The following is a 21,779-nucleotide window of genomic DNA, read 5'->3' on the forward strand; positions in this document are numbered from 1 at the left end:
ACGTGGGGGCTTCTCAGGGCCCGGCGACGTCCGAGCGGTCGTTGCACAGCGCCCAGATGACGAAGACGCCGATCGCGATCGAGATGAGCGCCCAGATCGGGGTGTACGGCAGCCACAGGAACTGCGCCACGATGGCCAGCGCGGCGAGCGCGACGCCGCTGGCCTTCGCCCAGCTCGCACCCTTGAGGATGCCCCAGCCGACGACGGCCACGAGGATGCCGAGGACCAGGTGGATCCAGCCCCACGTGGTCAGGTTGAACTTGTAGACGTAGTCGCCGATCCGCTCGTAGACGTCGTCCTTGGCGATGCCCGCGACGCCCTCGAAGATGCCGAGGATGCCGTTCACCATCATCAGGACACCGGCGAACATGGTGCCGCCCGCGGCCCACCCGCTCTCCCGGGTCGGGTGCGGCTCGTGTGTTCCGTGGCCGGGCCGGTGCGGCGCGCTCGCGCTGCTCATGGCCACCACCCCCTCATCTCTCTGCTCGGGTCTCAGGTGGACTCACAGCCTGTGACGTCGCGAGGGGCGGGGCGAGCGGTGCTGGGCCGAACGGGTGGAGCGGTGTTTCCGTTTCCCGTGAGCGTTCAGGAGGCGGCGGCCACGACGCGGGTGATCTCCGCGGTCATCCGCCGGATGCCCGGCGACCGCACCGGGCACGGCCGTGACCTGGCCGTGGTCGGCGCCAGGCAGAAGTGCAGGAAGTCGTCGCCGCGGTGCATCGCCGTACGGCCGCTGCCCGGCTCCGTGCAGTACGCCGGGTGCCGCGTCTCGTACGCCGTGCACGGCAGCTTCTCGACCCACGTGTAGCGACCGGAGGCCGGGCTGACCGTCCGCCCCGCGTCGGCGACGAGCCCGCCCGACGCCTTCGCCTGCGCCCGGTAGACGGCGTTGACGCGCCGCACACGGTCGGGCGTCATCGCGTCCGGCCCCTGTAGGACCCACACGACACGCGTCCGGCCCGAACCGGCGGCGGCGTCGATCTGCGCGGCGAGCCGCCGCGCGTCTGCGGCGTACCGGTCGAAGTACTTCGCGCGCTGTTTGTCGTACGTGATGCCGTCCATGCACGGCGTGTAGCCCCACGCGTTCCCCCAGAACTGGAGGACGACGTAGTCCGGCCGCTCGGCCCGCACCAGTGCGGCCGCCTTGTCCTTGTCGGGTACGAGGGAGTCCTTGCCGGTCCCTTCGAGGTAGTCGCAGAGGGTGGTGCCGGAGTACGGAGCACTGCGGTAGCGGGCGCGGAGGCCGTCGCGGAGCTGCGCGCCGAGGACGTCCTGGTTCTCCATGGCGAGGGAGTCCCCGAGGTAGAGGACCTTCGGGGCATTCGGAGCCTTCGGGGCATTCGGGGCCTCTGGAGCCTTCGACCGCGGCTTTTCCGCGGCACGCTGCCGCGTGGTGGAGGACGGCGAGGGCTCACGGGGCGCCGCGGCGCCGGGTGGTGCCTCGGGCGCGTCAGCCGGTGCCGCGCCCCCGGAGCCCGATCCGGGGTCGCCGCAGGCACCCAACAGCAGCACGCCGGCCAGCAACCCCGGCAGCACCCCCGCGCTCCACAGCTTCCGCATGCGGCAACTCCCGCCCCAGTCAGCCGAAACGGCCACCAGGCAAGCACACGCGGGAGGGGGAGGGAAGGCATCCGCATGCCAACTGCGCTCCCGAGGGCGGACGGTGGCGCTTCAGTAGCGGAGAGCCGTGGTGACGTCGGCCTTCACGTCGTCGCCGTCTAGTTTGTGCGTGCTGCGGGCCGTGGCGTCCTTGGACGTGCCTGCGGGGACGCCGGAAATCTTGGTCACGACCGTGTCCAGAAGCTTGCCGTCGGCATTCTTGAAGGTGACCTGGACGGCGAAGGACTTCGACGAGTCGGCGCGGTTCTCGGCCGTGACCTTCACGGTGGTGCCGCCGGCCATGCCGCCTCCGTGACTCGCTCCAACTGGTCCCCCCAGTGAAGATCAGCGAGGCGGAGGCCGCATGCCGGAAGGGTCCGAACCGCTCAGCGCGCGACGTACTGCGTCAGGATCGCCTGCACCTCGTAGATGTCGACGCCCTTCGTGAACGTCTTCTGCATCGGCGCCGGGTTGCCGGAGATCCAGATCTTCAGCTCCGCGTCGAGGTCGAAGTGCCCCGCCGTCTCCACCGCGAAGTGCGTGATGCTGCGGTACGGCACCGAGTGGTACTCGACCTTCTTGCCGGTGATCCCCTGCTTGTCGACCATGATCAGCCGACGGTCGGTGAACAGCATCGTGTCGCGTATCAGCGTGTACGCGGCGTGCACCTGCTCGCCGTGACCGAGCAGCCGCGCGTAATCGCTCTGCGCCTTCGCCGGGTCGACGGTGTGCGCGTTTCCGAACAGTGCCATGTCAGGCCCCCCACTCAATTTCGATGAACTGTCACTGTATAGGTGACGCGTTTTTGCCCAGGTGGTTCAGGTAGCTCAGGTGGTTCAGGCGTCCGTCAGTCAGGGGGCGGTGAAGCCCGTGCAGTCGATGCTGGAGTAGTCGTCGGGCGCCCGGACCACGTGGAACTCGACCGCCCAGTCGCCCGGGTCGTTGGCCGTCGGAATCGCCTTCTTCGTGCCCACCTGCGGAATCCGGGTCGCGAAGTCGTCCGGGTAGGTGGCGGTCTTCCAGTCGTCGGGTTCCTTGCCGCCGTACAGGTCGACGGGCTTGCTCGCGTATCCCATGGCCCGGTTCTCGGTGGGAAGACCGGCGACGGGGCGGCCGGTGTCGGGATCGATGTCGTGCGGGGGTTTGACGGTCACGGCGACGTAATACTTCTTGGCTTTTCCGGCCTTGTCGCGGGAGGAGCTGAAGGCGTACTTGTCGCGGAAAGCGATCTTCACGGTGCCGTCCCGTCCGGGCACGACGGAACGCTGGAAGCCGGACGGCCCGCGCACTTCGGAGGGCACGTTGCAGGCGGCGTCTTCGGAGTTCCAGAAGACGCGGCTTATGCGGTCGGCGTTGATGTGGGAGGGGCCGCCGCCCCTGGACGCCTGATCGCCCGCTCCGGGTCGGGTCCCGGACCCGGATCCCGACTCCGGTTCCTTGTTCCCACGCTCGGTCCGGCCCCCGTCGTCCGGCAGCAGCTGGATGGCGACGAGTGCGAGTGCGACGGCAGCGGCCGCGGCAGCCGTCGTGATCGCGGCGAGCTTGAACCAGTACGGCTTCCGGCGCGGGGCCGGGGGCGGGTCCGCAGGCTGCGTAGGGAAGTGGGCGAACACTTCCGGAGCGGGAGCGGGAGCGGGGGAGGGCGCGGCGGTGATCCCCGCGAGGGACGCGTACGCCGGGTCGTCCACGAGCGCGGACCGCAGGGCGCACCGCTCGATCACCTCGGCCGAAGTCGGCCGGTCACCGGGCGACTTGGCGACGCACGCCTCGATCAGGGCCGCAAGACCCGGTTCGACGCCGGCCAGGTCGACCGGCTCGTGCACGGCCCGGTAGCTCACCCCGGCCGCCGCGCCCGCACCGAACGGCGGACGTCCCGTGGTCGCGTACGCCAGCGTCGCACCCAGCGCGAACACATCGGCGGCCGGGCCGACTTCATTGCGTATCAGCACTTCCGGCGCGGTGAACCCGGGCGTGCCCGGAGCCAGACCGGTGTCGGTCAGCGCCGTGTGCCCGTCCCCGCGCGCGATGCCGAAGTCGATGAGCTGCGGGCCCTGGCCGCCGAGGATGACGTTCTGCGGTTTCAGGTCGCGGTGTGTGATGCCGTACGCGTGCACGGCGGCGAGCCCCTCGGCCAGCGCGGCGAACAGCTTGCGGCAGGTGTCCGCGGGGAACGGCCCGCGCTCGGCGACGGCGGAGCCGAGCGTCGGCCCCTTCACGTACTCGGTGGCGAGCCAGTAAGGGGCAGCGTCGAGCGACGCGTCGATCAACTGGGCGGTGTACGCGCTGCGGACGACCCGCACGGTCTCCACCTCGCGCCGGAACCGCGCGAGGGCCTCCGGATGATCGGTGATCTCATCCTTGATCACTTTGATGGCCACGAGCCGCCCACCGGGCGACCGCCCGAGATAGACCTGCCCCATGCCTCCCGCGCCGAGGCGCGCGACAAGGGTGTACCGACCGATCGACTGCGGGTCCTGAGGCCTGAGCGCATCCACGGCACAAGGGTGCCGCACGCGCCGGATGATCTCTACGGGGAGGCGGCCGGGCCCGAGTTGCCCGGGTCGACGGGCAGCCGTGCCGGGTCGACGGGCAGCCGTGCCGGGTCGACCGGCAACCGTGCCGGGTCGAGCTGGGCGCCGCGCGTGAAGGCGAGACCGAAGGCGCCCTCTCCCAGGGCAGCCCTCGCCGCGGCTGCGATCCGGTCGACGTCGCCGCGTTCGGCGGGCGGGAGGGGCGCCCCCACGCTCCTGCGGGCCGCGTCCGCCGCGCCAAGCAGCAGAGCGGCGCGCTCCGGGACACCAGAGACGACCGCCGCACCCGCCAGGCCCTCCAGGGAGAGGGCGACGGCGCGTGGCTCGGCGAGCAGGCGGGCGGTGCGGAGGCCGCGGAGGTGGTGGGCCTCGGCGCCGGCCGCGTCACCGCGCAGCTCGGCGATGAAGCCCAGCTCGGCGTGGTGCAGGTGATCTCCGGCCAGTGAGGACACGTCGGCGTGGCGGTCGCGGATGCGCTGCAGATATGTCTCGGCCGCGGCGAGGTCGCCGACGCGGCGCGCCCCGAGCGCGAGCCCCATCTCGGCGTGGATCTCCCCGTACCGGTAGCCGTACTCGGCGGCCAACCGCCGCGCCTCCTCATGGAGTTCGCGCGCCCGCTCCCAGTCGCGGGTGAGCAGGGCCAGCCGGCCGAGCCCGGAGAGCCGCGCGGCGACCTCGGCCTGGAGCCCGAGCTCACGGGCGATGGCCAGGCCTTCCTGCTGGCGGCGGGCGGCTTCGTCGTAGTCGCCCCGGATCTCGGCGAGGGTGGCGAGGGGCGTGGCAGCCTGCAACTCGCCCCACCGGTCCCCCAGTTCGGCGAACAGTCCGGCCGCACGCCGCCCGGCGTCCCCGACGGTGTCGAGTTCCCCCCGAAGCAGGGCGTGCATCGCACGCAGGCCGAGCGCGGCGGCGGTGACCCACCGTTCGCCGGCCGCTTCGGCGAGGACGAGCACCCGAGCGTTGACCTCCTCGCTGGCGAGGGGCTCACCTGCACTGAAGAGGCCGTAGGCGTGGAGCCAGAGGATGCGGAGGTCGGTGTCGCGGAGGTCAACGGCAGAGGGAAGGTGAGCGGCGCACCCAGCTGCCGCTCCGAACCCGTGGCTGCCCCCTCTTTCGCCGGTGAGCAGGGCGAACGAGTCCCTGAAAAGCCGGAGTTCACCCGCATCGGGCGCGACGTCGAGCACTGCGGAAAGCGAACGGCGGGCCTCGGCGAGCCGCCCGCGCAACAGCCACCACCAGCCGAGCGCGCCACCGAGCCGCACGGCTTCTTCGGCACACCGGTCGGAACTCCGCCGCACCACTTCTCCGGCACCCTGGCCGGAGGCCCCCCGCACCGCTTCCTCCAGCGCCGCGCGAAGGTTCGCCGCCTCGGCGTCGAGGAGTTCGAGCCACACGCGCTGCTCACCCCCGCGAAGGTGCGGCTCGGCACGTTCGGCGAGGTCCAGGTAGTGGCGAAGATGGCGTTCGCGTACGCCACCGAGATCTTCCATCTCGCGCAGCCGCTCCATGGCGTAAGCGGAGACCGACTCCAGGAGCCGGTAGCGCGGGCCCGTCCCGGCGGGCCCCGGCGCCATGACGACCAGGGAACGGTCGACGAGGCGGGTCACCAGGTCCAGAACCTCGTCCCGAGTCACACCGTCACCCGCGCACACCGCCTCCGCCGCGTCCAGCGTGCAGCCGTCGCGGTGCACGGCCAGGCGGCGCAACACGATGCGTTCGGGGGCGCTGAGCAGCTCCCAGCTCCAGTCGATCATCGCCCGCAGGGTCTGCTGGCGGGCCGGCGCACCGCGCTGCCCCGAGGTAAGCAGCCGGAAGCGGTCACCGAGCCGTTCGGCCAACTCTCGTACGCCCAAGGCGCGTACACGCGTGGCCGCGAGTTCGAGGGCGAGCGGGATGCCGTCGAGACGACGGCAGACCTCCGCGACGGCCGCTTCCTCGGCGCCACCGGGGGTGAGCGTGAAACCGGGCGCCGCGGCACGGGCACGGGCCACGAACAGGCTGACCGCGTCGGCGGCCGGCAGCGGCTCCACCAGGAACACGGCCTCACCGGTGAGGCCCAACGGCTCCTGACTGGTGACCAGCACGCGCAGCCCCGGCGCGGCTCGCAGGAGCGTGTCCGTGAGCTCGGCGGCCTCTTCGACGACCTGCTCGCAGTTGTCGAGAACGAGCAGCATCCGGCGGCCGCGCAGGGCGGCGGCGAGGCGTTCGGTGGGGGTGTGGGTTCCGGCTGCGCCACCCCTGGCCGAGCGTGAGCCCGCCGGCCCGGGGGGTCCGGAGTCCGTCAGCCCGGACCGTCCGGAACCGGAACCGGAGCCGGAGCCCGGTGGACCCGACGGTATGTCGTCCCGGAGGCCGAGGACACCGGCCACGGTCTGAGCGAGATCGGCGACGCCGCTCCCGCCCCGCAGCCCGGCGAACTCGACGAGCCAGACGCCGTCGGGGAAGGCGGCGCGCCCTTCGCTCCCACCCGCCTGCCGGCCCGCGACCTCCACAGCGAGCCGCGTCTTACCGACGCCCCCGGACCCGGTGAGCGTCACAAGCCGCCCGGCGCCGAGAAGCTCTCCCGTCTCCGCCACGGCCCGCTCCCGCCCGACGAGCGCGGTGAGGGAAGCGGGGAGATTGGTGCGAACGCCGACGGACCCGACGGGAGGCTCGACTACGGGTGAGGGGGCCGGAGCGTTACCCAGGCTCGAACCGAGACCGGAAGCCAGGACTGAGCCCGGGACGGAACCGAGACTGGAACCCGGGCCGGAACCGGGTCCGGGTCCGGAGCGCGACCCCGAACCCAGCACCCCACCGGCCCCCGCCCTCAACCACCCAGCACCACCGACGCCGCCGACACCGCCACCGCCAACACCGCCACCGCCAACACCGCCACCACCCCCACCCGCCCCCAACCCCGGCTCCTGGCGCAGTATCGCCTCGTGCAGCGACACCAACTCCGGGCCGGGATCGAGGCCAAGCTCCTCCGACAGCTGCTGTCGTAGCGCCGCGTACGAGGCGAGGGCCTCGCTCTGGCGGCCCGCCAGGTAGAGCGCGCGCATATGCACGCCCCGCAACCGTTCACGGAGCGGGTGCCGGGCGACCAGTTCCGCCAACTCACCCGTGAGCAACGCATGTTCGCCCGCAGCGAGGCGCGCCTCTGCCTGTTCCTCCACCACGGCGAGGCGCTGCTCGGCGAGCCGGTCGGCTGTCGCCCGTACGAACGACTCGTCGGCGAGATCGGCGTACGCGGGCCCGCGCCACAACGCAAGCGCCCGCGTGAGCACATCAGCCCGCCCACGCGCATCCGCCACGCCACGCGCCTCCTCGACGAGAGAACGGAAACGATCCGCGTCCACCTCGTCACCGGCCGCCACATCAACACGCAACTGATAACCGGGCGCCTGGTACACCACGCGGTCCCGGCCGAGGGCGCGGCGCAGCTGGGAGACCTTGGCCTGGAGTGCGTTGGCCGGATTGCGCGGCGGCGCGTCACCCCACAGGTCGTCGATGAGCCGGTCGGCGGAGACCGGCCGCCCCTCGTGCACGAGCAGGTCGGCCAGGAGCGCCCTGACCTTCGCCTCGGGAACCTTGACCGGCTCCCCCTCGCCGTCCCACACCGCCAGTGGACCCAGCACCCCGAACCGCATGTGGATCACCGTACACACCGGTGACCGGCCCACAACGCCCCGTCAGCGGATCATCAGCGCCCCAGAAGCGCCGGCGAGCACAGTCGTCACATGAGCGGCGCAGCGCCGCCGCAAGGCAGGCGAAGGAGGGGGCCACATGCCCAAGTACGCAGGCAGGAAGGCCGTGGTCATCGGTGGCGCCACAGGCCTCGGCCTGGCCATCGCGAAGCGGCTGGTCGAGGGCGGAGCCGAGGTCCTGGTGACCGGCGGCCCCCACGCGGACCTCGCCGAAACCGCCGCAGAGGTGGGCTCCTGCGCCCACGTCATCCGCGCCGCGCCGACATCCCCGTCGTCCTCGGCGTTCTCGGCGTTCTCCACCGTCCTCGCTTCCGCCATCCAGGAACGGCTGGGCGGCATCGACCTCCTCTTCATCCACGCCGACGACGGCCTCGCCGCACCGCCCGCGCCCGAACTGCTCGATCTCCTACGAAAAGGAGGCTCGGTCGTCCTCACCGGCGGCTCGACCGACGACCCGGCGGCCAACTCCCTGGCACCCCTGACCCGTTGTCGCGCCCCGGCCGACGAGACAGCAGGCATAGCACTCCACCTGGCAACGAAACCTCCGCCCCACACCCCCGGACCCCCACACCCCCACGGCTGAGCCCGCCCCCGAACTCATCCGCGTACGCGCACCGAACCCCATACACGTACTGAAAGGCCCCACACCCACCATGCGCACAACAGAAGCAACTCCCACCCCCACCGCACCCACCCCAGCGCGCCCCCAAAAGACGTATGAGCAAAGAGGTCTCCCCCTCCTGGCTCTCCTCGCCCTGGCCACCGCCGTCTTCATCACCAGCCTCACCGAGACGCTGCCCGCGGGCCTGCTGCCCGCGATGAGCGCCGACCTCGGCGTCAGCGAGTCGGCGACCGGCCAGACCGTCACCATCTACGCGATCGGCACCGCTCTCACCGCGATACCCCTGACCGCCGCCACCGCGGGCTGGCGCCGCAAGCGGCTGCTGCTGACCGCGATGGCGGGCTTCGCCGCCGCCAACACCGTCACCGCGCTCTCGACGAACTACCCCCTCACGATGACGGCCCGTTTCGTCGCCGGTGTCGCCGCGGGGCTCGCCTGGGCGCTGCTCGCCGGTTACGCCCGCCGCATGGCGCCGCCTCACCTCCAGGGCAAGGCGATCGCCATCGCCATGGCGGGCATCCCGGTCGCGCTGTCGCTGGGCGTGCCGGCCGGGACGTTCCTCGGCAAGGCGGTCAGCTGGCAGGTCGCGTTCCTCGCCATGACCGCCCTGACCGTGGTCCTGCTGGCCTGGATAGCAACACTCGTACCCGACTACCCCGGGCAGCCGCGCCAGCCGCGCCAGCCGCGACAGGCGCACCTGGAGCGGAAGGTGCACCCGGAGCGGAAGGTGCGAGGCGACAGCACCAAGCCCTCAATGCTGCACACCCTGCGCGTGCCCGGTGTGACGCCGGTCCTCTTCGTCACGCTGGTCTTCGTCCTGGCGCACACCGTGCTGTACACGTACATCGCCGCGTTCCTCGACGAACTCGGCATGGCAGGTTCGACCGACGTCGTCCTTCTCGTCTTCGGCGCCGCGTCTCTGCTGAGCATCTGGATCGTGGGGTCCCTGATCCACCGCAGGCTGCGCGCGCTGACGCTCGCGAGCGTGCTCCTGGTCGGCGTGGCGGCGGCCGTACTGGCCGCCTTCTCCGACACCCCGGCACTCGTCTACGTCGCCGTGACGCTGTGGGGCCTGGGCTGGGGCGGCGCCCCCACTCTCCTGCAGACCGCCGCGGGCGACGCGGCCGGCGACGCGGCGGACGCGGCCCAGGCCATGCTCGTCACCCTCTGGAACATCGCCATGGCGGCCGGTGGCGTCTTCGGCGGCGTCCTGCTCGGCCTGGTCGGCACCTCGTCCTTCCCCTGGACGATCCTGCTGCTCCTGGCCCCGGTGCTGCTTGTGGTGGCGGCGGCCCGTAGGCACGGGTTCCCCGGAAGGGCCTGATTCCGGATCTGAGAAGATCACCCTCCGTACGGGGGTACGAGGGAGGGGAAAGCCGATGATGATCGTGCTGCTCGGCATCGGTGTGCTGGTCGCTGCGGCGGGTCTGGGAGCGGTCGTCTGGGCGGCACGCGGTGGCCCGCGCTGGGTCCACGGCGTGGCGAAGGCGACGACGGTCTCCGCGGAACTGGTCACCTCAGCGGTACGGAAGAGCGGCCGGAGCAACAACAACTCGGCCGGTTCGTCCGACTAGAAGTACCCGGCGAGACGGGCTCGGTGGTGCACCTCTTCGGTGCGGGGGAAGGCACCGAAGAGGCGACGGTCCGCGCCCGCCTCGCCGGGAGATCGTAGGCCGCACGGGGGGCCGGACGACTCCCTCAGAAGTCGTCGGCGCCGTTGCGGAGTTCGTACGTCCAGAAGCCGGTCAGCGCCTTCGCCGGGTCGACAGCGATGCCACCGCTGCCGGGGGCCGTGACGGAGGCCATGCCGCCACCGCCCTGCAGCGTCACGGAGAAGCCGGAGACGGGCTCGTTGCTCTCGTCGACGCCGCCGTCCGACACCTTGACCAGCGCGTACGCGGGGGCGCCGGCCTTGAGGACGACGGGGGCTGCGGGCTTGCTCTTGGCGACGGCGGGCACGTTCTGCTTGTGGCTCTCCAGGAACTGGATCTCGGGGAAGCCGGTCATCTTGCAGCTGTGGCCCGAGGTGTTCTTCGCGGTCAGCACGATGTGGGTGTAGGGCGGGCCACCGTGGCGCGCGGCGCTGATGCTGAGGTCCTTGGTGGTGCAACCGGGGACACCACTGGAACCTCCAGTACCGCCACCGCTGACGCCGGCGGCCTGGGCACCTGCGCCACCCTTCGCGGACTGCCCCTCCGATCCGACGGAGTCAGCCTTCGCCCCACTCGACTTGGAGCCACCGACGGAGACGGTGCTTTCGCTGCCCGTCGACCCGGCGGACTTCGTGTCGGAGCCGCCCCCGCCACAGGCGGTGAGGGAGAGAGCAAAGACGGCCGCACCGGCGGCGGCGAGAACGGTGGTGCTACGGAACGTACGCATGGGATGTCCCCCGAGATGAAACGCGAATGCTGGCACGACAACTGCCCGGCCGAGGAAACCCACCGCCTGACCTGCTGACATCCCCAACTCTGCCCGCCTCCGCTAACGTCCCACTGCCGTCCCACTGACGCCCGGCTGCTGCACACCCTCCCACCCCGGCCAGCCAGCCCCCGCCCTAACGGACGTACGCCAACCACGCCATCCCACCGGGCCACCGCAACCCTGCCCGGACCACCGGTCCAGGCCGAACCACCCGCCCCACGCCTGCCCGTTCAAGAGGCACCGTTCAAGAACCCACCGACCCATGACCAGCACCCTCATCGCCCCCACCCAGCAGGCCCCTACCCGACCGGCCCCCACCGACTGCTGGCTTGACCACTTCGGGCCCGACCAACGCAGGATCGGCACGCCCCTCGACCACCTCGCGGGCCACCTCGCTCAGCACCCGCCGATGCGAACGGGCATGCGCACGCAACGCGTCAAAGGCGGCGTCCACGGAAAGCCCCCTGCGCACAGCGAGCACACCCTTCGCCTGCTCGATGACGACGCGGCTGGACAGAGCCCGCTCCAACTGGTCGACGAGCGCCAGGCTGAGCTCGGCCTCGCGCGCACGGTGCAGGGTGATGGCGGTGAAGTCCGCCAGCGACTGCGCGAGCGAGAGTGAGCCAGGGGAGAAGGCATCCCCGTGCTCGGCGAACAGAACGAACACACCAAGGGCGCCGTCGGACACGCGAAGCGGCAGGGCGACCAGGTGGCTGTGACCGAGGGAGAGGGCCCGCGAGGCGTAACGCGGCCACGCCCGTACCGCAGGACGACGGTCGAGGGGAACCGGCCCCACGGTCAGCGCGGCGTCGCCATAGGGAACATGACCCGGCCCCTCACGCCACCCCACGGCTTCCCGCTCCAGGCAGGTCACCCCAGGCTCGGAGCCGCTGACCCGAGCCTCGTCGCGCCCACCGGGGACATAGACCACGGACGCGGCCCGGACACCGAGCAGGGACGGACTGTGCTCCGCCAGGACCGCGAGGGTACGAGAAACGTCCAGCGAGCCCTCCCCCGAGCCGCCGGCCAAGGCCACGAAGACATCGGCCAGCCGCTGCTGGGGCGTCATGCCATGCTCCTCAGAGACAGGGACCTCGGCTCAAGCCCCACCGAACGACGACCACGGCCACCGCACCCCGGGCGTACGCCCGCCCCTCGCCCAGATCCCCCAAGCCGCCCACACCACACCGAGGACGTCATCTCCGCACCCCTGCGGCACTGCGGCTCCATACCGAAACCCTACGCCGCACCCCTCACCCAGAGGCGGAGCTTCCGCTTTCTCGCCCCCCATGGGGTGAGGCACCCGCCACCCACCCGTTGAGAAAGAAGTTCCTCCGGGTCTGCTCCGGGCCCGGCCCGAGCCAGGTCCGAGCAAGGGGGCTCGGAAATATGTCTCGACTGACCGCCGCGAGGAAGCGGCGAGCACTAATGTGCCTGTACGGCGAGTGTGCCGTGCATCACATAGAACGGCCGGCGCGTGGTCTGGGGGCGACGCGAGCCTGCCGCGCACTACTGGGGTGGGGATCTCATGTACGAATTATCCAAGGGCGCCAACGTCGGCCTGGGGACCTTGAGCGAGAACGCCGATGCCGTGATCGTCAGCCTGGACTGGACGAGCCCGACGGGCGAAGGGGACGCGGACGTATCCGTCCTTCTGCTGAATGCCGGCGGCAAAGTGCGTAGTGACGCCGACTTCTACTTCTACAACAAACCGGTCGCCGCCGACGGGAGCGTGCAACTCCTGGGAAAGACGCCCACCGGGAGCGGCGACAAGGACCGCATCAGTTTCGACCTGACCGCGGTGCCTGAAGACATCGACCGGATCGTGATCGCGGCGAGCAGGTACGACGGAGCCCATTTCGGGGAACTGGACGATCTGCGGCTCACGCTGGCCGACAGCTCCGGTGAGGACCTGCTCCGGTTCGCGGTCGACGACACCGGACCGGTGAGCGCGTTCATCTTCGGCGAGCTCTACCGCCGTGGCGGGGAGTGGAAACTCCGGGCCGTCGGGCAGGGGTACGAGGCCGGCCTGGCAGGTCTGGCCACCGACTTCGGCGTGGACATCGAGGACGACGCGGCCACCGAGCGGGCACTCGACGACGAGACCGCCACGCAGGTGCTGGGCGGCGAGGAGCACACGGCCACCCCATCTCCGGTCACACTCTCGGCCGACGCACCTGCACCACAGACACCACAGACACCACAGACACCACAAACGCTGCAGACATCGCACGACGACGACGCAGCCCCGGCTCTCCGGCAACCTGCTCCAGATACGGAACCGAAGAAGGCCCCGACGCGCCTCCGCACCGCCAAGAAGAAGGTCACCCTGCCCAAGGTGGCCAAGAAGTCCTTGGCGGAGAACGAGACCTGGAAAGGGGCCAGGCTCTTCCCGGTCTCCGCGCTCAAGAGCGACCGGGACCGCGAAACGCGGGCCACATCCGTGCTTCTCTCGGTGATGGCGCAGATCCCCGAGTTCGGCAGGAGACTCACTGCCGCTTTCGGCGCGCCCGCGGGCCGTATGGAGACGTTCACGGAGGTTCCCCTGCCGCACGGAGACACCCCGAGACGCCCTGATGGTGTGATCCGTGTCGAACGGGCGGGCAAACTGTGGACCGCTCTCGTCGAAACCAAGACGAACGGCAACTCCCTCAAGGCCGAGCAGGTTCAGGCGTACATGGACATCGCCGCACGCCGCGGCTACGAGGCGGTGATCACCCTCTCGAACGACGTGGCCCTCGAGGGAAGCCCTCTGGTCGATGTCAGAATCGACCGCCGGCGCAAACACAAGGTGGCCCTGTGGCACCTTTCCTGGGCCGAAGTGGCGTACCAGGCACAGATGTTGATCCGGCACGAGGGCGTGGGCAACATGGCGCACGCCTGGCTGCTCCAGGAGCTGCTGCACTACATCCAGCACGAGAATTCCGGCTGCCACGGTTTCCAGAACATGGGTTCGGCCTGGGTCCCCGTACGCAACGGCATCGACGACGAAACCCTGTGCCAAGGCGACATGCGCGCCCTTGAGGTGGTGGAAAACTGGGAACGGCTCATCCGTCAGGTCTGCCTCAGGCTCGGTGGTGAACTCGGCCAGAAGGTGCTGCCGGTCCAACGCGCCAAGCGCGGGGTCGACCCCGAAGCGCGCCGGGCCGCCCTGGCGGACCAGCTCTGCCTCGACGGAAAGCTGCAAGCGGAGCTACGCGTCGAGGGAGCCCCCGGCACCCTGGTGATCGCGGCAGACCTGCGTACAGGCAAGCTCCGCACGTCCGTCGAGATCCCCGCACCCGACCAGGGCTACCCCCTGACCTGGGTGAAGCGCCTGGTCCGCCGCCTCGCCGAAGCACCTGCCGACCTGCACATCGAGACGCTCGTGGAAGGCGAAACAGGCGGCCCCCGGGGCACGTTGGAGCGCCTGCGCCCGGAGCCGGCGGACCTGCTCCCCAAGAACGGCGCCCAGATCACCGGCTTCCGCCTCTCCCTCTTCAAGGGCATGGGCAGCGGCCGCGGCAACGCCGAGTCCGGCTTCATCCGCAGCGTCGACGACGCCGTACACCGCTTCTACGCCACGGTGGCAGCGGGCCTGGACCGCCCGACAACCCGCCGCCCCCCAACCACCGAACGCCCACCCAAAACCACCACCACCCTCCCCCCGACCTCCACCCAGCCCCTCACCCCGCCGCATGCCGAAGCCGACCTGGCCCTGACGGAGTGATCAAGGCCCACGCCAAAGGGCCCAGGCCACACAACACGACCTGGGCCCAGAGCACGCAGACACACGCCGCCGGCGCCTGCGCCGCAGACCGACGCGGCCCCGTACGAACCTCTGCGTGCCCCAAGCCACGGCGGTAGGCTCCAGAACCGACAAGGCGAGGGCCGATGGAGGAGAGAGCATGGGCACTGCTGCTACCGACTCACCCGGCATCCCGCCCATGCCGGAGAGAACCCCCAAGGCACTCCGCGAAGCCATCGCTCAGCACGCTCCCCAGTTGCTCGCCGACTTCGACGCGCACTGGAAACGAGCGATCGCTGACACGTTCGACCTCGGTCCCGTCCCGGCGTTCATGGCCCGCTGGTGGGGCGAGTACGCCATCGCCCGTGACCCGCACCTCGACGCGCACCTGACCGACCTCGAAGCGCGTGCCACCGACGCCACCGACCTCGCCGAAGCCAGAAAGCTCCTGGAGGAGGCGTCCAACATCCGGCACACGGCCGCCCGCACGGAGCCGGGCCGGTGACGACGACGCCTTCATGGGGCCACCCTGGCAAATGGACTGGGCCCTCAAAGCCCAAGCCGCGCGAGACGCCCTGCCCGAACACGTACGGAAGATCGTCGACGCGGCCCGCGCCGAACTGGTGACGGCGAAGGACCCATACTTCCGCGGCATCGAAGCTGACGCCGAGCTGCCCGCCGCCATGCGAGTCGAGCCGGCACGATCCTCCAGCCCCAAGGGCCCTCGCATCCTCTACTTCGACAACTACCGCGGCTGGCTCCGCTACATCTTCATGCACCGCGTAGACGCCCCCCAGATCATCGTCGAAGAAATCTTCTGGCAATGACGCCGACCCGGTCCTCTCAGCTTGGGAAGCTCGGGTGATCCAGGGCCAGCTGCCCATCTGACCTGCGGGGTAACGGACTGCGAGGCCCTGACGGGTGTCCCCTGGATGTCCCACGATTCCCCGTGGTTCCCCGCTCAACCTGGCATGGGTCTGGCACGATCAACTGTTGGTCTCAGCTGAGCTCTACGAGCAACTAGTAGCGGAAGCTGGCGTGAGTGCCCCTTACGTGGATGAGGAAGTCGTCGATCGGTTCGCTGCCGTCGGCAGGCACCAATGACAGCCCTAGAGCACCCACCGCTCCCATGGCTCGCTCGACCCTTGAAGGGTCAGGCTGCTCTGCCTCTATCGAGTGGGTCTACTCCTCAAGGATGGGACGAACGCCTTCCCAGGCCGACGTCCCGGTGAAGTGGCAGCAGAACCACGGCTGATCGACCTCGTCGAGCGTGAGAGTTCCGAGCAGGTTATTCGCCTGCAAGAGTTGCCAAGATCGATCGGTCATCAGTCTCTCTCCCCCCCCCAGCAAGAGCGATGCACCGGCACAGTAGCGTATCGGCGCATCTGCCCTTGTGGCCTTCTGATCCGTAGCTCTACACAGACCGGTCAGGAGAGGTCATACAGGTTGCCCGGGGGCCAATGAGAGCCGGTGTGGAGTACTGCCGGTTGCTGGGGTTGCTGTACTTCGCTGCTGTACCGCGCCACCACGGAGCGGTTACTACTCGGCCTGGTGCGCTTGGGGTGTGCGGTGTTCACCGGCCACGACAGAGAGAGTGGCCCTCGACAGAAGCTGATTGGGTAAGAACAGGACAGGCGGCGCTTCCAACGGGCACCATGGTGTCATGCGCTTCGACCTCAGTCGGCTCGGTAGCCGTGAATTTGAGCACCTAACCCAAGCACTTGCAGTCGCTGAACTCGGGCCTGGCGTCGGAGTATTCGGCTCTGGTGCAGACGGCGGCAGGGAAGCCACCTTTGATGGCCCGGTGCCAATTACCACAAACGGGCACCCATGGAGCGGATATGGCGTCATCCAGGCTAAATATAAGGAGACTCTGGGCAAGCCTAAAGACGACGCCTCTTGGCTGATCAGTGAAATAGATGGAGAAATGAAGGGATGGGTAAATCGGAAAGCGGAAAACAAGAGGGTGCCCGCATATTTTCTTGTTTCCACTAACGTCCGACTCTCCCCGCAAGATGACGGAGGGATTGACAGGGTAGACAAGTGCCTAAAGGAACATGCGAAGCGGCTAGGGTTCAAAGGGTGGCTTGTTTGGCATTCCGATTCCATTTCGACATTTCTGGCCAATAATAGAGACATCCGTATAACATACGCTCCCTGGGTCACTCCCGGAGACGTTTTGGCGCAGGTCCTGTCCGACCAAGACGATCTCGGTCCGGATATCTCTGATGCCCTGAGTTCATTCACAGCGAAGGAACTACTCAGAGAGAGGTACGTAAACCTTGACCAAGCTGGTGCCACCGATGATGGCAGCGTAGCTCTAGCAGACATCTTTATCGATCTTCCTTATCAGCCGTGGTCCGGCATCGAGGAAGCCCCATCATCGAATTATCAAAGAGTCCTTAAATCTATCATTCATGCGTCGGATCAAGGAACTGAGAAAGTCGGGGGCCGGAATCACAGAGCGCAAAATGAGGCAGACGATAGATTTGTGCTCATTGGAGGTCCAGGTCAGGGGAAAACCACAATTACACAATTCGCCTGTCAAATGTTTCGGGCAGCACTAGTAGCCGATACAGCGGCCGGATCGTACGGCAAAGTGAAGCTGGCATGCAAAAAAATCGAAACATTGATGGATCAAGAGAGCCTGTCCGCGCCCAATAAGCGACGATGGCCGGTAAATATTCAGTTGACGAGGCTGGCGGATGACGTAGCGCGCGGGGGCTCTAGTTCAGTGCTTGGTTACTTGGCCAAGATTGTTTCCGCTAGGACGACGAAATCCGTTAGTGCGCATGATCTACGGAAATGGCTTGCCGCTTATCCATGGTTTGTAGTCTTGGATGGCCTCGATGAGGTGCCAGCTGCCAGCAATCGAGGAGAAATTCTTGCATTAATTGATGACTTCCTGATTGAAGCAGCAGCTGTTAGCGCAGATGTCTTCGTTATTGCAACTACACGCCCGCAGGGATATACCGACGAATTTTCTCCCAACCACTACAGGCATCTACAGCTTACCGCTTTGACTCGCGAAATTGCGATGAGCTACGGGAAAAAACTGGCTATTGCGCGTCATGGAAGTGACAGCGATCGTACAGATCGATTGATCGAACGCCTGGAGCGCGCCTACCTTGAGCCGGCTACTTCGCGCCTTATGGCCTCTCCTCTACAGGTAACGATTCTCGCTGTACTTCTAGAGCGCGTGGGACAGGCACCGAAGGACCGATTTAACCTATTTGCCGACTATTACAGAGTCATTTACGATAGGGAGTTGGAAAAAGATAGCCAGGCCAGCTCCCTGTTGCGCGATCATCAATCGGATGTGGACGCTATTCATGCGCATGTGGGGCTTCTGCTCCAAACTCGCAGCGAGCATTCTGGAGAAACGCATTCAACACTAGAATCGCATGAGCTCGGAGAAATAGTCCGTTCTCGATTGGAGAAAGAAGGGCATCGGGGCGACTCGCTATCGACACTCTGTAAGCAAGTGATCAAGGCGGCAACTGAAAGGCTTGTATTTCTTGTTTCCACTAGATCTGGTGAGATCGGGTTTGAAATCAGGTCTCTCCAGGAATTTTGGGCAGCTCAGGGGCTTATGCAGAAGCCCGAGGCGCTCATTTCTGACAGCCTGCGTAGTGTCTCTTCCAGCGCACACTGGCGCAATACCCTGCTCTTCGCTTTCGGGTATATCTTCACTAAGCGGGAACACCTTCGGGACACCGTAGTTTCGTTGGTTGTTGAGCTGAACAGCCATTCTGTTCTGCATGGGGACGTGAAGAAATCTATCCTCGCGGGCTCTCGGCTAGCTACGTCAGTTCTTTCCGATGGGATGGTAAGATCACCCGTTTACCTGCAATCACTAACTGATCAGGCAGTACGGCTCTTCCAGCTTCCGCCAGACCCCGACGTTCGCATGGTTCCGTCTGTCATATCGGAAGAAATGATTGATGTGGTATCGCAGCTCGCTGATGACCGATTGCATGATCGGGTCAGCGTAGACGATTTGAGTCTGCTCTACGGGTTGAGTGTTCTGAGCAGTCGCGCAGACCTATCCACTGACACACGTTCCGCTATCGGCAAATTTATTGCCCCTCTGTATGAGAAGCTGACGCCTAGGAATAGACAGGAGCTGATGGCGCTTGCATACAAAACCGGAAACACGACCTTGCGTAATTTGACCCAACTGTGCCTCGTTGAGGCGCCACTTCCGCAGGTAATCGATGCGCTCGGTGGATTGACTTCCTACAGGCGCAGATCTAAGCGCGCTGGCGGTATGGCTAAGCATAATTCTGCAGGGTCAGGCTGGGTCAGCGCTTTCCGAAGTGTGCTGCGCCCGGCGTCGTCAGGAAGCGATGGCAACACTGCCCGAGTAGAGATACTGAATTTTGATGCGCGTCTTAACAGCGTCCATGATGTCTCCTCGGCATGGGAACGTGTGCTTCGAGCTGCACCGCCAAAGCCCACACTAGTTTACGACGCGGCTCAATTCTGCTGTAACCCTAGTGCGCAGTCTTTGGCTTCGTTTCTAGAATCTGCGGCGAGGCAGCCGGAAAATCTGAAAGCCCTTGAAAGCCGCCTCCCATGGATCGTTTCGCAGGTCATAGTAGAGCAGCCAGCGATTCCAGAGGCTATTAATTCCCTGAAGCGTGGCGAATACGGAGATCTGCGCGAATGGGAGGGCTTGGAAAAGTCGTGGGTCGGGGGAATCGACTGGCGGATTACGCTCAATGGCATGAAGGACTGCCTTAATAGTGGAACGTCCTTCTATCCGCTGGCGGCCGCTAAGGGGTCTTATATGCTTCCCGACTCGGAGTCGGCTCTATATGGGCAAGTTGGGCAGATCTTTGAAGCCTATGCAGAGTGCCGAAGTGAGGTCGCAGGGATTCAGGCGAGATTTGCTAATTGGCTACTCACGCAGCTGCTGGTTTCGGCACACGGTCGCAGCGAATTTGTAGATGAGATGGGTCCTATCAGAGTGCAGGCGATTCTGGAAGATGCCATCCGAAGCGATTACGTCAATGTTGGCTGGATTGGTTACATTGATGGTGAGAACTATCCCCTATGGTTGGACTGCCTCGATTTTGCTGGGCGGAAATCAAAAAAGCTACCTCCGGCAATCAATCGTGAACGAATTGAAACCTTGCTATCCCTCTGGTTGCAGGACTCTACGCGCTGGGGGTTGGGTCGACTGGCGATTGCGGCGGGCCGTGAGCCTTCGTCTTCTTTGAGGGGTGAGTCGTACAGTCGCGTTTGGCAACGCAATGCCATTGTTGAGGAACTTCCCAAGAGGATGGCACTACTGGTGGCGTGCGTGTATGGGGAGCCGGCGTCGCGTCACGAGGCGCGCTCCCTAAGTGAGGAATTGCTGGCTCTTGGGAATTCTGAGCATGCCTGGCTGGCACTTGAGGCGATTCGCCAAATAGAGCCGGGCGACTCTCAGCCGAGTAGGGCATTTTGCCTAATGTGCGCCGAAGGGCTGACAAGGAACATTGAGCTACGTCAGACACTGATCGAAAGACTAGTTGAGGCGTTCGGGAAGGACGCTAGCGGCTTAGAGGAAAGTTAGACGATGGCTTGGCTGCGGCCACGATGTGCCCTTATCTGGCATCAGGTGGCTGATTGCTGTGCGCGCGGCACGGGCGCCGGCCGGGCTGGAGCGGGGCGGAGACAGGAGCGCAGGCCCGGCCGGGGGCCGGGCCGCGCGCGGGGAGCGGAGCGAGCCGCCTTGGACCAGTAGAGAAAGTTGTAACTCCGTCGGTCTGGTCGGAACGGACGGCCCTCGCGCAGGTCAGGTCCGGCCGGCCCGGGCGCTTTTGGTTCGGTGGACCGTAGCTGACTCTTCTGACCTTTTGGGCCGGTTGACGGGTCACTTGGTAGTCCTTGCGCCCGCATCACCCATAGTCCTTCGCCCAGTTGGGGCGCGGCGTACCTTGATTGCGTGGGAAACGATGACTTGGGGCGGAATCTGCGGCGGCTGCGGCGGTTGGCGTCGTTGACGCAGGAGGAGTTGGCTGAGCGTTCCGGCGTGTGTGTGGACGTGATTCGGCAGCTCGAGCAGCGGCGGAAGCATTCGGCACGGTTGCCCACGTTGCACGCGCTGGCGAACGGGCTCGGTGTGGAGCTGACGACGCTTCTCGGGGATCCGCCTGCCGTCTCCTCGACGGGGGAGAACGACGGGCCCCGCTTCGTGGCGGTGCGGCGTGCCATCATGCCGGCGCTTGGGGGGCCGGAGCCGGAGCCGCCTGGGTCCGGCTTTTCGCTCGATGTCCTGCGCGAGCAGATCGCGGAGGGGTGGACGCAGTACCACGCGGCTGAGTTCGACACCGTGATGAAGGCGTTGCCCGACATGATCGCGGATGCGCGGGCGGCCAGCGCCTTGGGTGATGGGGGTGGGGTGGGGGATGGTCGGAGCGCTGGGTTTGCGGCGTTGGGGAAGGCTCTTCAGCTTGCTGGGCACGTTGCCGTACGGATGGGGAAGACCGACCTCGCGCTCATCAGCCTGGAGCGGGCCATCGACGCGGCGGACCGCTCCGCCGATCCCTTGCTGCGGCCCATAATCGTCAACTCCGTCGCGTGGACCTACCAGCGGCAAGGCCGCCTCGGTGACGCCCTGAGTGTTGCTACGCGCGCTGCGGACGCCATCGTCGTCGGCGGATACACGGAGACCGCCGACGGCCTGAAGGTCTGGGGCGCGCTGACCATGTCCGCGGCCACGTCCGCCGCGCGCAGCAACGACTACCAGCGGGCAGCGGAGTTGATGGAGCACGCCGAGAAGGAAGCCAAGCGGGTGACCAAGCTGCCGCCAGGCAGCGACAGCCGGATGGTCAGCGTGTTCAGTCCGTCATCGGTTCGCATCGAACGCGTCCGGCTGGCCGTTCAGTACGGCCACCCGCAGGAGGCCCTGACGCTGGCCAAGGGCATGCGTCTTGGCAAGGACGTTCCCGCGTCCTGGCGGACCTGGCTGCTGTTGGATGTGGCCCGGGCCCACACCGACCTCGGTGACGCGGCCGGCGCGGTGAAGGCCCTGGAGTCGCTTCACCGCGTGGCGCCCTCGTGGATGCAGCACCACACTCTGGCCGTGACCATCGTGCGTGACCTGTGGGCACTTCCTCATCATCCGCCGGGTCTCCGGCAGTTGGCAGAGCTCTTGGGCGTCGCCGACTGACGTCGCCGAGTAGAGCCGCCGAATAGCG

17 protein-coding genes are annotated in these 21,779 nt (G+C 67.2%); 8 read left to right on the forward strand and 9 right to left on the reverse strand.

Annotated features, from left to right (window positions below):
* Nucleotides 1–13: 13 nt before the first annotated feature.
* The 6 genes from ACZ7LU_RS24120 to ACZ7LU_RS24145 form a co-directional block, all read right to left on the reverse strand.
* Nucleotides 14–460: a DUF7144 family membrane protein gene (locus ACZ7LU_RS24120; RefSeq protein ID WP_398302034.1), complete on the reverse strand. Its 447-nt coding sequence runs from the start codon at nucleotides 458–460 to the stop codon at nucleotides 14–16.
* A gap of 125 nt (nucleotides 461–585) precedes the next feature.
* Nucleotides 586–1,560, reverse strand: coding sequence for an SGNH/GDSL hydrolase family protein (locus ACZ7LU_RS24125; RefSeq protein ID WP_471917974.1), 975 nt, complete (start codon nucleotides 1,558–1,560; stop codon nucleotides 586–588).
* 111 nt (nucleotides 1,561–1,671) lie between these two features.
* Complete coding sequence (locus ACZ7LU_RS24130; protein ID WP_468092578.1) at nucleotides 1,672–1,902, reverse strand: FxLYD domain-containing protein; 231 nt, start codon at nucleotides 1,900–1,902, stop codon at nucleotides 1,672–1,674.
* 83 nt (nucleotides 1,903–1,985) lie between these two features.
* The gene (locus ACZ7LU_RS24135) at nucleotides 1,986–2,351 is read right to left on the reverse strand and encodes a PH domain-containing protein (RefSeq protein WP_398302040.1); all 366 of its coding nucleotides are present in this window, start codon (nucleotides 2,349–2,351) and stop codon (nucleotides 1,986–1,988) included.
* Between the two features lie 99 nt (nucleotides 2,352–2,450).
* Entirely contained in the window at nucleotides 2,451–4,094 is a 1,644-nt protein-coding gene (locus tag ACZ7LU_RS24140; RefSeq protein ID WP_471917975.1) for a serine/threonine-protein kinase, read from the reverse strand.
* A gap of 32 nt (nucleotides 4,095–4,126) precedes the next feature.
* The gene (locus ACZ7LU_RS24145; protein ID WP_471917976.1) at nucleotides 4,127–7,762 is read right to left on the reverse strand and encodes an AfsR/SARP family transcriptional regulator; all 3,636 of its coding nucleotides are present in this window, start codon (nucleotides 7,760–7,762) and stop codon (nucleotides 4,127–4,129) included.
* A 136-nt stretch (nucleotides 7,763–7,898) separates the two neighbouring features.
* Between ACZ7LU_RS24145 and ACZ7LU_RS24150 the strand changes: the two genes are divergently transcribed.
* From ACZ7LU_RS24150 to ACZ7LU_RS24160, 3 genes are all read left to right on the forward strand, one after another.
* Nucleotides 7,899–8,402: an SDR family NAD(P)-dependent oxidoreductase gene (locus tag ACZ7LU_RS24150; RefSeq protein ID WP_471917977.1), complete on the forward strand. Its 504-nt coding sequence runs from the start codon at nucleotides 7,899–7,901 to the stop codon at nucleotides 8,400–8,402.
* A 70-nt stretch (nucleotides 8,403–8,472) separates the two neighbouring features.
* Nucleotides 8,473–9,765, forward strand: a complete 1,293-nt coding sequence (locus ACZ7LU_RS24155) for an MFS transporter (RefSeq protein WP_471917978.1) — start codon at nucleotides 8,473–8,475, stop codon at nucleotides 9,763–9,765.
* A gap of 55 nt (nucleotides 9,766–9,820) precedes the next feature.
* A complete protein-coding gene (locus ACZ7LU_RS24160) occupies nucleotides 9,821–10,015 on the forward strand; it encodes a hypothetical protein (protein WP_398302050.1) in 195 nt (64 codons plus the stop codon).
* Between the two features lie 124 nt (nucleotides 10,016–10,139).
* On the opposite strand, the gene ACZ7LU_RS24165 is transcribed toward ACZ7LU_RS24160, so the two are convergent.
* Together ACZ7LU_RS24165 and ACZ7LU_RS24170 are read right to left on the reverse strand one after the other, a co-directional pair.
* Nucleotides 10,140–10,820, reverse strand: a complete 681-nt coding sequence (locus tag ACZ7LU_RS24165; protein WP_471917979.1) for a DUF4232 domain-containing protein — start codon at nucleotides 10,818–10,820, stop codon at nucleotides 10,140–10,142.
* A gap of 286 nt (nucleotides 10,821–11,106) precedes the next feature.
* Nucleotides 11,107–11,931 (reverse strand): GAF and ANTAR domain-containing protein, encoded by an 825-nt coding sequence (locus tag ACZ7LU_RS24170; RefSeq protein WP_471917980.1) that lies wholly within the window; start codon nucleotides 11,929–11,931, stop codon nucleotides 11,107–11,109.
* A 459-nt stretch (nucleotides 11,932–12,390) separates the two neighbouring features.
* Between ACZ7LU_RS24170 and ACZ7LU_RS24175 the strand changes: the two genes are divergently transcribed.
* The 3 genes from ACZ7LU_RS24175 to ACZ7LU_RS24185 all read left to right on the forward strand — a co-directional run bounded on the left by ACZ7LU_RS24175 (nucleotide 12,391) and on the right by ACZ7LU_RS24185 (nucleotide 15,416).
* Nucleotides 12,391–14,571: a TerD family protein gene (locus ACZ7LU_RS24175; RefSeq protein ID WP_471918138.1), complete on the forward strand. Its 2,181-nt coding sequence runs from the start codon at nucleotides 12,391–12,393 to the stop codon at nucleotides 14,569–14,571.
* A gap of 178 nt (nucleotides 14,572–14,749) precedes the next feature.
* Nucleotides 14,750–15,094, forward strand: a complete 345-nt coding sequence (locus tag ACZ7LU_RS24180; RefSeq protein ID WP_471917981.1) for a DUF6247 family protein — start codon at nucleotides 14,750–14,752, stop codon at nucleotides 15,092–15,094.
* Between the two features lie 31 nt (nucleotides 15,095–15,125).
* Complete coding sequence (locus tag ACZ7LU_RS24185) at nucleotides 15,126–15,416, forward strand: hypothetical protein (protein WP_471917982.1); 291 nt, start codon at nucleotides 15,126–15,128, stop codon at nucleotides 15,414–15,416.
* A 355-nt stretch (nucleotides 15,417–15,771) separates the two neighbouring features.
* Here ACZ7LU_RS24185 and ACZ7LU_RS24190 read toward each other — a convergent pair whose 3' ends face one another.
* Nucleotides 15,772–15,915, reverse strand: coding sequence for a hypothetical protein (locus tag ACZ7LU_RS24190; protein WP_471917983.1), 144 nt, complete (start codon nucleotides 15,913–15,915; stop codon nucleotides 15,772–15,774).
* A gap of 337 nt (nucleotides 15,916–16,252) precedes the next feature.
* Between ACZ7LU_RS24190 and ACZ7LU_RS24195 the strand changes: the two genes are divergently transcribed.
* Both ACZ7LU_RS24195 and ACZ7LU_RS24200 read left to right on the forward strand, forming a co-directional pair.
* Nucleotides 16,253–20,152, forward strand: a complete 3,900-nt coding sequence (locus ACZ7LU_RS24195) for an NACHT domain-containing protein (protein WP_471917984.1) — start codon at nucleotides 16,253–16,255, stop codon at nucleotides 20,150–20,152.
* 372 nt (nucleotides 20,153–20,524) lie between these two features.
* A complete protein-coding gene (locus ACZ7LU_RS24200) occupies nucleotides 20,525–21,751 on the forward strand; it encodes a helix-turn-helix domain-containing protein (RefSeq protein ID WP_471917985.1) in 1,227 nt (408 codons plus the stop codon).
* The last annotated feature ends 28 nt before the right edge of the window (nucleotides 21,752–21,779 follow it).

It is taken from the genome of Streptomyces sp. NPDC039462 (assembly GCF_055639375.1).